This window comes from Ferrimonas marina, from assembly GCF_900129905.1.
GTDB lineage: Bacteria > Pseudomonadota > Gammaproteobacteria > Enterobacterales > Shewanellaceae > Ferrimonas > Ferrimonas marina.
Genome location: NZ_FQXG01000004.1, coordinates 490104 through 500506, shown reverse-complemented (window position 1 = coordinate 500506; position 10403 = coordinate 490104). Strand labels below are relative to the sequence as shown.

The window sequence follows — 10403 nt, the reverse complement described above, 5'->3', positions numbered from 1 at the left end:
AGAGTCCATGTGAGCCTTGGTCACTGCCCGCCGCTCCTTGCCATCCATGGCATCGCGGCATTCAGGCATCCTGCCTATCAGACACCTATTAAGATTAAGCCCCTGTCCTTTGGACAGGGGCTTTTTCGTATTTGCCCAAATTAAGTGCTGAGCGAGCGTACGTCCCTGTAGCTGCTGTCTGTCGGCTTCCGTGCCTCCACCTCAGTGGCTGCGTTGCTGCGCAACGGTCCACTTCGTCCTGTCTCCGCGTTCGGGCACTGCACTGCTTCGTGATGGGCGCTCTGACTCCTGGTACCAAGGTGTCCGCTATCGAACCGAAACAGGTACAGATCGACTAGGCTTAAGCGCAGCGTTTGGGGGCTTGGTTGGGGCATGAGTCTTAAGGCGAAAGCGAGTTGCTGCTTCCCTATCCACTGTGGTGAGAAAGCGCGCAGTTGAAGGGGTTTCGGTGAAAAAGGCCTTTACCTTTGTCGGTGCTTCCTTATAATCCTCTCTCGTTCGCTAGGGGTATAGCTCCAATTGGTAGAGCACCGGATTCCAAATCCGGGTGTTGGCGGTTCGAGTCCGTCTACCCCTGCCATCTTCAAGAAACGGCTTAGGTCTCACCTAAGCCGTTTTTTTGTGTCCGCGTTTTGTTGCAGCAAAGCGGCTATCGCTGATATCTGATGCTCGCGACAGGGGCTGGCTGAGCTCGCCCTGGCGCTGACCCTTTTCCCTACCTGCAGAGCAGGCTCCGCCTATGGTATCCTCGGCGCCATGAGCACTCTCTCCCAACGACAAGTCGCCACCCTGCAGCAGATGGGGATCACCCCCTACCAGGTGCCGGCACGCCCCATTGAGCTTTGTATCCTCAGCGAGGATCCCGACACCCTGTCCCATCCCCTGGTACAGGATGTGCTGGCGTTGCTGAGCCTTTCCGAAGAGCAGGTCGCCCTGGCCCAGGAAGATACTGAGGTGAAGGCCAAGCGCTACTGGCATATGAAGCACTACTTGCCGGCCAGCCCGAGCCAGCTGCACAGCACAGTGTTAGCTCAGCTCAACCAGGCGGATGCGAAGCGTCGGCTTTGGCAGGGACTGCAGCGTTGGCTCTAAGCTATCAGCCTACCGGCTCTCACCGGCTCTCTGAGCTGTTTTCTCTGGAGTTACGTGCCCATCCCTACCCCTGGAGCGAAAAGACCCTGTCGTCCTGCTTAGGGGACGGTTATTGGGGGGAAAGCTTGCAGGAGGGGGAGAGGCTGCTGGGCTTCTACCTGTTCCAACAGGTGCTGGATGAGGTGACCCTGGTGAACATCTGCATCGATCCGAACCGTCGAGGACAGGGGTTGGGACGACTGCTGTTGGAGCGGGCGATGACGAAAGCTGCTCAGCGCGGTGTCGCCCAGGCATTTCTGGAGGTGCGCGCCGGTAACCTGGCTGCCCTTGGACTGTACCGGGCCAGCGGTTGGCAGGAGGATTGTCGGCGCAAGGGCTATTATCCCGCCGGTGAGCAGCGCGAGGATGCGGTACTGATGTCGATAGCGCTAGGTGCTTAGGGCGGACTTCGTCCTACTAGGAGCTAGGCCGGGCTTCGCCCTGCTAGAAAAGGCAAAGAGCAGGAGTAAGCTAAAGGCTTGGGAAACAGAAACGCCGCTACGGTTATTCGTAGCGGCGTTTTTATTCTTACCTAGCACCTAGCACCTAGCACCTAGCACCTAGCACCTAGCACCTAGCACCTAGCACCTAGCCCCAAGACCTATTTGACCTCTTTGCCCTGGGCCTGAAGATCAGCGTGGTAGCTGGAGCGGACCAGCGGGCCACAGGCGGCGTGGGTAAAGCCGATGGACTGGGCGTACTCCTTCAGCTCATCGAACTCCGCCGGCGGCACGTAACGCTTCACCGGAAGGTGGTGACGGCTGGGTTGCAGGTACTGGCCCAGAGTCAGCATCTCCACGTCATGGGCGCGCAGATCGTCCAGTACCTGGCGGATCTCTTCGTTGGTCTCACCCAGGCCCATCATCAGGCCAGATTTGGTGGGGACTTCCGGGTGCTGCGCCTTGAACTTCTGCAGCAGCTCCAGCGACCACTGGTAGCTGGCACCGGGGCGGGCCATACGGTAAAGCCGCGGGGCCGTCTCCAGGTTGTGGTTAAGCACATCCGGCGGGGTGTCTTTGAGGATTTCCAGCGCCCGGTCGATGCGGCCGCGGAAGTCGGGAACCAGGATCTCGATCTTGATGTGCGGGCTCAGGGCGCGGATCTCACGGATGCAGTCGGCAAAGTGCTGGGCACCGCCGTCGCGCAGATCGTCCCGGTCTACCGAGGTGATCACCACGTACTTCAGCTTCATGTCACGGATAGTACGGGCCAGCTTCAACGGCTCTTCTGGATCCGGCTTAAGCGGACGACCGTGGGCCACGTCGCAGAAGGGGCAGCGGCGGGTGCAGATGGCGCCAAGGATCATAAAGGTGGCGGTGCCGTGGTGGAAGCACTCCGACAGGTTCGGACAGGAGGCCTCTTCACACACCGAGTGCAGGCCGTGCTTACGCATGGCGCTCTTCACCTCGTCGATGCGTTCGCTGGTGGGCGGCAGCTTGATCTTGAGCCAGTCGGGCTTGCGCAGCATCTCGTCGCGGTTGCTGGGCACCACCTTGATGGGGATGCGGGCAACCTTTTCGGCATCGCGCAGTTTAACGCCCGGCTGGAGTTTGATCGGGGCTTCAGACATGGAGTGATCCCTCTTGTTGTATGACCTGCTGGTAGCCCAGCCGGTTAACGAAAATCTCGGAAAGTTGACGGCCGGCCTCATCCACCTCTGCAGGGCCACCCAACTGGGCGGTTTGCACCATCTCGAGCCCAGCGTAGCCGCAGGGGTTGATGCGCAGGAAGGGGGCGAGGTCCATATTGACGTTGAGCGCCAGGCCGTGGAAGGAGCAGCCTTTGCGGATCCGCAGGCCCAGTGACGCCACCTTGCGGTCATTGACGTAGACGCCGGGGGCATCGGCCTTGGCGACCGCTTCGATGTCGTAGCGGGCCAGCAGTTCGATCAGGCTGTTCTCGATCTCAGTGACCAGGTCACGTACGCCGAGCTTGCGCCGACGCAGGTTGAGCAGGGGGTAGGCCACCAGTTGTCCGGGGCCGTGGTAGGTCACCTGGCCGCCTCGGTCTACCTTTACCACCGGGATGTCACCGGTATTGAGCAGGTGCTCGGCCTTGCCGGCCTGGCCCTGGGTAAACACCGGGGCGTGCTCCACCAGCCATAACTCGTCGGCGGTGTCGTCGTCACGCGTATCGGTGAAGTGTTGCATGGCGTGCCAGACCGGTTCGTAGGCCTGGCGTCCGAGGTGGCGGATTTTAAGGGTACTGGCAACCAATCTGTTACGACTCGTGGTTGAAAACGGTTGCCAGCATTATACCGGTGGCCCCTGGGAATGCCAGAGAGATCACGCTTTTAAAGGACTCCGCGAACCCCGTCAATCTTGCTCAACTCGGTGTAGAGCAGTTCAACGTGCTCTTTTGAGGTAACGGTGCAGGTCACTGTCACGGACAGGTAGGTGCCCTTGGTCGACGCCTTCTGGGTCGGGGTGTAGTCGCCCGGAGCGTGTTGTTGCAGCACAGCAACGACACGGTCGGCCAGGGTGTCAGAGGCGTTGCCCAACACCTTGAACGGGAAGGCGCAGGGGAACTCCAGCAGTTCATCAAATTTGGTTTGCATAAATACTCCGGCGTAAAACTGATTGCCGCTTAATGGGGGCCAGTATATCAAAATTCAAGCCTGGTCCAGAAACGGACAAGGGGCGACCGGATGGTCGCCCCTTAACTCAATGAGTTAGCGGTTACTCTCAGTTAAAGAACGAGAGGAACAGCAGCTTGAGGTAGTCCAGCAGCTTGGAGAACCAGCTGCCTTCCTGGACATCCTCCAGCACCATCAGCGGGTACTGGGCCACGTCCTTGCCATCCAGCTGGAAGTAGAGGGTACCAACCCGGTCACCGCGGTTTAGCGGCGCCTTCAGCTCCTGGCTCAGCTCGAAGTTAGCCTGCAGTTGCTCGCCCTGGCCACGGTAGATGGTCACTGGGGTGTCTTCCAGTACGCCCAGTTGCACCTCGGGCTTGTCGCCGTAGTAGAGCTTCTGGCTGATGAACTGGTCGCCGGACTTATAGGGGGTCACAGTCTCGAAGAAACGGAAGCCGTAGTTGAGCAGCTTCTTGCTTTCGGCTTCCCGGGACTGCGGGCTCTTGGCGCCCATCACGACGACTACCAGGCGCATGTCACCGCGGGTGGCGGAGCTCACCAGGCTGTAGCCGGCGTTGCTGGTGTAGCCGGTTTTGATGCCGTCCACGTCCAGGCTGCGATCCCACAGCAGGCCGTTACGGTTGTGCTGACGGATGTTGTTGTAGGTGAACTCGCGCTCGGAGTAGAGCGGGTAGTAGTCCGGGATGTCGCGGATGATGGCGCGACCCAACAGGGCCATGTCGTAGGCGGTGGTCAGCTGATCGTCGCTGTCCAGGCCGTGGCTGTTGGCGAAGTGGGTATCGCTCATCCCCAGGCGTTGGGCCCAGGCGTTCATCAGATCGGTGTAGGCGGACTCGGTGCCGGCGATGTGCTCGGCGATCGCCACACAGGCGTCGTTACCGGACTGGATCACCATGCCGCGGTAGAGATCGGACAGCTTGACCGAGGTACCCACCTCGATCCACATCACTGAGGAGCCGGGGAATTTCTTCGCCCAGGCGTTCTCGGAGATGGTGACCATGTCATCCAGCTTGGCGTTGCCACGATTGATCTCCTGACCCAGAACGTAGGAGGTCATCATCTTGGTCAGACTGGCCGGGGCGCGACGCTCGTTAGCGTTCTCCTCCGCCAGGATCTGGCCAGTCTGGTAATCCATCAGCACATAGGAGCTGGCTGCCACGGTGGGCGGATTGGGGATCACCATGGGAACGGCTGCAGCGGTCGCCGAGGCCAACAATGCGGTGGTCGAAATGAGTGTGCGTTTGATGAAATTCATTGTTATCAGAACTTTTGTCGGTGATGTGAGTGACCGAAATTTGCGCGTTGAACATTGACAGTCTAGCCAATGAGACTGTGAACCCTGCGCAAAAGTTTCAATTATTTCCCTTAGTATCAGAGACTTTGAACGCCCCTGTGTAACCATCGAGCTGAAGCTGTTTGAGCCACTGCTCCGCCGCTCCGATTGCGTCAAAAGGACCTAGCTGGAGTTTATACAAGCTGTCTTGCTGAGTCACCCGTAGCGGCGCGGAATATTGTTCGCTCAACTGAGCCTTGAGCTGCTGGATCCGCGCCTGATCGCCACTGGCCAGCAGCTGGATGTAGGTCTGCTCGGTCTGGCTCGGGCTGGGGGGGCCATCAAAGTGGTACGCCTCCACCTTTACCTGGGCGGTGCCGGATTGGAGCATATCCAGGTGCCAGGCGGCAGCATAGGAGAGATCGATCTCCCGATCCGGGTGGAATGGCCCACGGTCGTTGATACGGACGATCACCGACTTGTTGTTGCTCAGGTTGGTGACCTTGGCGTAGGTCGGCAGCGGCAGGCTGCGATGGGCGGCGGAGAAGCTGTACATGTCGTAGGTTTCGCCGTTGGAGGTCAGGTGGCCATGGAACTTGGCCCCGTACCAGGAGGCGATCCCCTCGGCTTGATAGTCCTCAGCGCTGGGCAACACCTCGTAGGCGATACCCCAGACCTGGTAGTCGCGGTTGCCGCCGCGGCTGTGGGGTTCATAGCGCGGCACCGGCTGCTCCAGGTGGGCCAGGTCCGGTGCCGACTGCGGGGCTTCGTCCTGGGCCATACTGTATCGACCACTGGGGGCGCTGCTGCAGCCGGCGATGAGCGCGGTTACCAAGGCGGCCGACAGAAACCTAGCGTGCATCGGCCATCGCCTGCTTCAGTTGCTGGCTGAACTGCCACACCGCCATAGCGTAGAGCGGGCTGTGGTTGTAGCGGGTGATGCTGTAGAAGTTGGGGTGCACCAGCTGGTACTCAAACTGCCCCTCGGCCACCTCCAGCTTGACCAGTCCCAGCTTGCCCTCATAGGCCTGCGGCAGCTGCACACCGGCAGCGGTCATCGTGTCCGCATCTTGGCTCAAGCGGCGGCCGTTCCACAGTACTGAGTCCACCTGGGCATCGCCTTTCAGGCTGACGGTCTCGGTGACCGGGCCGCCACGCTGCCAGCGATGGCGGGCAAAGTAGTTGGCCACCGAGCCGATGGCGTCCGCCGGGTTGTCGAACAGATCGCGCTGGCCGTCCTGGTCGAAGTCCACCGCGTAAGCCTGGTAGGAGGAGGGGATAAACTGGCCCAGCCCCATGGCACCGGCGTAGGAGCCCATCGGCTTATCCAACTCCCAGCCCTGCTCCTGGGCCAGTTGCAGGAAGTGGCCAAACTCCTTGCGGAAGAAGCTTTGACGGGGCGGGTAGTGGAAGCCCAGGGTGTAGAGGGCGTTCAGCACCGGGTACTTGCCCATGTAGGTACCGTAGAAGGTCTCCACCCCGAGGATGGCGAGGATGATCTCCGGCTCGACGCCGAACTCCTCGTAGGCCTGGTCAAACAGGGCCTGGTGCTCCTGCCAGTAGGCCAGGCCGGCGGCCAGCCGTTTTTCGGTCAGGAAGATGGGGTAGTACTGGTACCAGGGCTTGGCTTCCCAGGGGCGCTGGATGGCATCCAGTACCGCCTGATCCTTCTTGGCCAGTTCCAATGCCTGGTTGAGGTAGCTTTCACTCAGCCCCTGCTGTTGCCACTGGGCAACGAAGGCCTGCTCCTGCTCGCTGGCCTGTACGCTGGCCAGGGCGCCGAGCAGCAACGGGGCTGCCCAGCGGATGATCCGTTTTTTCATGCCGTTCCCTTCTTCGGGTTGTCGTTGCGGTGTCGTTATCTTGCGAGTGCTTAGGTCACTGTTGGTATCCGGTGGATGCCACAGAGTCCGGCCAGGGCCGATGAACCGTTATCGTGAGATAAACCGTCTATGGGTATGAATTCCCATGAGAATGCCAAAGCCAGCAAGCAAAGTCAGCATCGATGTACCGCCGTAGCTGATCAGTGGCAGGGGAACCCCCACCACGGGCAGCAAGCCGGAGACCATGCCGATGTTCACGAAGATGTAGACGAAGAAGGTGAGGGTCAGGGACCCGGCCAGCAAACGGGAGAAGGCGGTTTGCGCCTGGCTGGCGATGTAGAGGCCGCGGCCGATGATAAAGAGATAGAGCGCCAGCAGGACTACCACGCCGATGTAGCCAAACTCTTCACCCAGAACAGCAAAGATAAAGTCGGTGTGGCGCTCCGGCAGGAAGTCCAGTTGCGATTGGGTGCCTTGCAGCCACCCTTTGCCCTCGATGCCACCGCTACCGATGGCGATCTTGGACTGAATGATGTGGTAGCCGGCACCCAGAGGGTCTTTTTCCGGATCCAGCAGAGTCATCACCCGGGTGCGCTGGTAGTCCTTCATCAGGTAGAACCAGAGCACCGGCATAAAGGCCAGTACCGCCAGCACCAGGGCGCCGATCACCATCCAGCTCATGCCGGAGAGAAACAGCACAAAGACCCCGGAGGAGGCCACCAGGATGGAGGTGCCCAGGTCCGGCTGAGAGGCGATCAGCAGGGTGGGGATCAGCAGGATACAGGCACCACCGAACAGGTAGCGCTTACGCGGGGGCAGGGGGAACTGGCTGATGTACCAAGCCATCATGATGGGAAAGCCCAGCTTCATCAGCTCCGAGGGCTGAAACTCCATAAAGCCGAGGTTGAGCCAGCGCTGGGCACCCTTATTGGTCTCGCCGAAGAAGGTCACCGCCAGCAATAGGACGATGCCCACCAGGAAGATGGGCAGGGCCCAGCGCCGGAAGATCTCCGGATTAAACTGGGCCAGGACAAACATCACCAGCAGGCCCAGGGTGATGCGCACCAGCTGACGCTCCAGCATGGCACTGCTCTCGCCGCTGGCGCTGTACAGCACCAGCATGCCGAACCCCATCAGCAGCAGCAGACCCACCAGCAACGGCAGATCGATATGGAGTCGATAGGACAGGCTGGGTTGATTCTGCGGAACGTTCACGATTGCACCTTAGTGATGATGGCGTCGGCGGCTTCGCGGTACTCCGGAAGCAGGTAGTAATCAAACAGGGAACGGGCCACTGGGCCTGCATTGGCGCCACCCCAACCGGCGTTTTCCAACACGATGGCGATGACGATCTGCGGATCGTCGTAGGGGGCGTAGCCAACGAACAGGGCGTTATCCCGCAGATGCTCGGCCACGTTGTCCTCGTCGTATTCGACGTCCTCCGCCAGGCCGAAAACCTGGCCGGTACCGGTCTTCACCGCCGATTTATAGGGCGCGTTGTTGAACTGGCGATAGCCACTGCCATCGGAGCGGTGGGCGGTCAGGTACATGGCGTGCTTGACCTTTTGCCAGGCCTCGGGCCGCTTCAGCTCCACCGGTGGGCGTTCCGAGGGCCGGTTCTCTTCCAGTTCGCCGTCGTTGCTGATAGCCCGCAGGAAATGGGGTTCCAGGTGACGTCCGTCGTTGGCCAGGATGGTGGTGGACAGCGCCAGCTGCAGCGGGGTGGAGGTCCAGTAGCCCTGGCCGATCCCCACCGAGATGGTGTCACCGATGTACCAGGGTTCCTTGTAGCGGATCCGCTTCCAGTCCCGGGTGGGCATATTACCGGAGGACTCCTCCAGGATGTCGACACCGGTGCCCTGGCCGAAGCCAAACTGGTACATGAAGTCACTGATGTCGTTGATGCCGGTCTTATAGGCCAGCTCATAGAAGTAGGTGTCGTTGGAGGCGGTAATCGCCTTGTTGAGATCGACCCAGCCCTCACCCCAGCGTTTCCAGTTACGGTAACGACGCTCTACACCGGGGATCTGCCACCAGCCCGGATCCCAGATCTTGGTGTTCTCGGTGATGTGGCCTTTTTCCAGGCCCAGCAGTGCCAGCAGCGGCTTCACCGTGGAGGCGGGGGCGTACTGGCCTTGGGTGGCCCGGTTGATCAGCGGCCGGTTACGGTCATTGAGCAGCTCGGAGTAGGCACTGCCGGAGATCCCGGTGACGAAGGGGTTGGGGTCGTAACTGGGGCTGGAGACCATGGCGAGGATGCCGCCATCTCTGGGATCCATAGCGACCACGGCGCCACGTCGGCCCGCCAGAACCCGCTCGGCGTGACGCTGCAGGCCCAGGTCGAGGGTCAGGTGAAGATCCTTGCCAGCCTCGGAGGGGGTGGCATTGACGGTGCGCACGATGCGGCCGCGGTTATTCACCTCGACCTCCAGCATGCCCGGCTCACCGTGCAGGGTTTTCTCGTAGAAGCGCTCCAGCCCCTGTTTACCGATGTTGCGTGAGGCGGCGTAGCGGGCACGGTTGCCCTCTTCGTCGATGCGCTGCTGGTCGCGACTGTTGATGCGGGCAACGTAGCCCAGCAGGTGGGTCAGGCTGTCGGCATGGGGGTAGAAGCGGCTGAGGCCTGCCTCGATGTAGAAGCCGGGGAATCGATGCTGGTTGACCGAGAAGGTGGCCACCTCCTCCTGGGTGAGGCGACTGATTACCGTCAAGGGACGGAAGCGGCGGGAAACCTTGAGGCGCTCCTCGAACTGCTCGCGCCGTTCGGCGGTCAGCGGCAGCAGCTCCTGCAGGGCATCGAGGTGCTCGCTGATGTTGCTGGTGCGCTCCGGGATAACCTCCAGTGAGTAGATCGGGCGGTTATCCGCCAGCAGTTCGCCATGACGGTCGTAGATCAGGCCCCGGTTGGGGGCGACTGGGATAAGGCGGATGCGGTTGTCGTTGGAGCGGGTCTGGTAGGACTGGTGATCGTTGATCTGAATGTTGTAGAGATTGCCCAGCAACAAGCCAACCAGGACCAGCACAAAGGCAAAGCCGGCGATGGCTCGACGTGTAAACAGCGCCGCTTCGGCGGCATGGTCCCGAAAGGCAACTCGTTGCTTATAGCGTTTCATTCACGATGATACGGATGGTTATTATTGATGCTCCAGGCCCGGTACAGGCTCTCCGCCATCACGATGCGCACCAGTGGGTGGGGCAGGGTGAGGTTGGAGAGCGACCAGCTCTGTTCGGCGGCTTGTTTGCAGGCCGGCGCCAACCCCTCCGGGCCGCCGATCAGGATGGCCACATCGCGGCCGTCCATCTGCCAGCGTTCCAGCTGTTTGGCCAGGGTTGGCGTATCCCAGGGCTTGCCCGGGATATCTAAGGTGACAATACGGCATCCTTGCGCCGCCGCCAACATCGCTTCCCCCTCTTTTTCCAGGATCCGCGCGATGTCGGCGTTCTTGCCACGCTTACCGGCGGGGATCTCCACCAGTTGCAGGCTCATATCCCGGGGAAACCGGCGTTGGTACTCGGTGAACCCAGTGGTTACCCAGCCGGGCATCTTGGTGCCCACGGCGATCAACTTCAGCTTCATTGC

11 protein-coding genes and 1 tRNA gene are annotated in these 10403 nt (G+C 60.7%); 3 read left to right on the top strand and 9 right to left on the bottom strand.

Going from position 1 to position 10403, the window contains the following annotated elements:
• Positions 1–503 precede the first annotated feature (503 nt).
• The 3 genes from BUC04_RS12345 to rimI all read left to right on the top strand — a co-directional run bounded on the left by BUC04_RS12345 (position 504) and on the right by rimI (position 1532).
• Positions 504–580: transfer RNA gene (locus tag BUC04_RS12345), tRNA-Trp, on the top strand.
• A gap of 176 nt (positions 581–756) precedes the next feature.
• Positions 757–1092, top strand: coding sequence for a DNA polymerase III subunit psi (locus tag BUC04_RS12340; RefSeq protein ID WP_067664328.1), 336 nt, complete (start codon positions 757–759; stop codon positions 1090–1092).
• Complete coding sequence (gene rimI / locus BUC04_RS12335) at positions 1083–1532, top strand: ribosomal protein S18-alanine N-acetyltransferase (RefSeq protein WP_073325881.1); 450 nt, start codon at positions 1083–1085, stop codon at positions 1530–1532. The genes BUC04_RS12340 and rimI overlap by 10 nt, the downstream gene beginning before the upstream one ends.
• A 200-nt stretch (positions 1533–1732) precedes the next feature.
• On the opposite strand, the gene lipA is transcribed toward rimI, so the two are convergent.
• The 9 genes from lipA to rlmH all read right to left on the bottom strand — a co-directional run bounded on the left by lipA (position 1733) and on the right by rlmH (position 10400).
• Positions 1733–2701 (bottom strand): lipoyl synthase, encoded by a 969-nt coding sequence (gene lipA, locus BUC04_RS12330; protein ID WP_067664322.1) that lies wholly within the window; start codon positions 2699–2701, stop codon positions 1733–1735.
• Positions 2694–3347 carry a lipoyl(octanoyl) transferase LipB gene (gene lipB / locus BUC04_RS12325; RefSeq protein ID WP_067664320.1) on the bottom strand — a complete coding sequence of 218 codons (654 nt, stop codon included), beginning with the start codon at positions 3345–3347 and terminating at the stop codon, positions 2694–2696. The genes lipA and lipB overlap by 8 nt, the downstream gene beginning before the upstream one ends.
• A 77-nt stretch (positions 3348–3424) precedes the next feature.
• Complete coding sequence (gene ybeD / locus BUC04_RS12320; protein WP_067664318.1) at positions 3425–3688, bottom strand: DUF493 family protein YbeD; 264 nt, start codon at positions 3686–3688, stop codon at positions 3425–3427.
• A gap of 127 nt (positions 3689–3815) precedes the next feature.
• Complete coding sequence (locus tag BUC04_RS12315) at positions 3816–4982, bottom strand: D-alanyl-D-alanine carboxypeptidase family protein (RefSeq protein WP_067664316.1); 1167 nt, start codon at positions 4980–4982, stop codon at positions 3816–3818.
• Between the two features lie 97 nt (positions 4983–5079).
• A complete protein-coding gene (locus BUC04_RS12310) occupies positions 5080–5862 on the bottom strand; it encodes a septal ring lytic transglycosylase RlpA family protein (protein ID WP_067664315.1) in 783 nt (260 codons plus the stop codon).
• Positions 5852–6823, bottom strand: a complete 972-nt coding sequence (gene mltB / locus BUC04_RS12305; RefSeq protein WP_067664313.1) for a lytic murein transglycosylase B — start codon at positions 6821–6823, stop codon at positions 5852–5854. The genes BUC04_RS12310 and mltB overlap by 11 nt, the downstream gene beginning before the upstream one ends.
• 108 nt (positions 6824–6931) lie before the next feature.
• The gene (gene rodA, locus BUC04_RS12300) at positions 6932–8038 is read right to left on the bottom strand and encodes a rod shape-determining protein RodA (RefSeq protein ID WP_067664311.1); all 1107 of its coding nucleotides are present in this window, start codon (positions 8036–8038) and stop codon (positions 6932–6934) included.
• Positions 8035–9936, bottom strand: a complete 1902-nt coding sequence (gene mrdA, locus BUC04_RS12295) for a penicillin-binding protein 2 (RefSeq protein ID WP_067664309.1) — start codon at positions 9934–9936, stop codon at positions 8035–8037. Before mrdA ends, rodA begins: the two co-directional genes overlap by 4 nt.
• On the bottom strand, positions 9933–10400 hold the full coding sequence (gene rlmH, locus BUC04_RS12290; RefSeq protein ID WP_067664307.1) for a 23S rRNA (pseudouridine(1915)-N(3))-methyltransferase RlmH: 468 nt from the start codon (positions 10398–10400) through the stop codon (positions 9933–9935). Before rlmH ends, mrdA begins: the two co-directional genes overlap by 4 nt.
• Positions 10401–10403 lie beyond the last annotated feature (3 nt).

Coding starts and splice junctions, on each gene's coding strand:
- BUC04_RS12340 (WP_067664328.1), top strand. CDS start 757: ATGAGCACTCTCTCCCAACGACAAGTCGCCACCCTGCAGCAGATGGGG.
- lipA (WP_067664322.1), bottom strand. CDS start 2,701: ATGTCTGAAGCCCCGATCAAACTCCAGCCGGGCGTTAAACTGCGCGAT.
- ybeD (WP_067664318.1), bottom strand. CDS start 3,688: ATGCAAACCAAATTTGATGAACTGCTGGAGTTCCCCTGCGCCTTCCCG.
- BUC04_RS12315 (WP_067664316.1), bottom strand. CDS start 4,982: ATGAATTTCATCAAACGCACACTCATTTCGACCACCGCATTGTTGGCC.
- BUC04_RS12310 (WP_067664315.1), bottom strand. CDS start 5,862: ATGCACGCTAGGTTTCTGTCGGCCGCCTTGGTAACCGCGCTCATCGCC.
- mltB (WP_067664313.1), bottom strand. CDS start 6,823: ATGAAAAAACGGATCATCCGCTGGGCAGCCCCGTTGCTGCTCGGCGCC.
- mrdA (WP_067664309.1), bottom strand. CDS start 9,936: ATGAAACGCTATAAGCAACGAGTTGCCTTTCGGGACCATGCCGCCGAA.
- rlmH (WP_067664307.1), bottom strand. CDS start 10,400: ATGAAGCTGAAGTTGATCGCCGTGGGCACCAAGATGCCCGGCTGGGTA.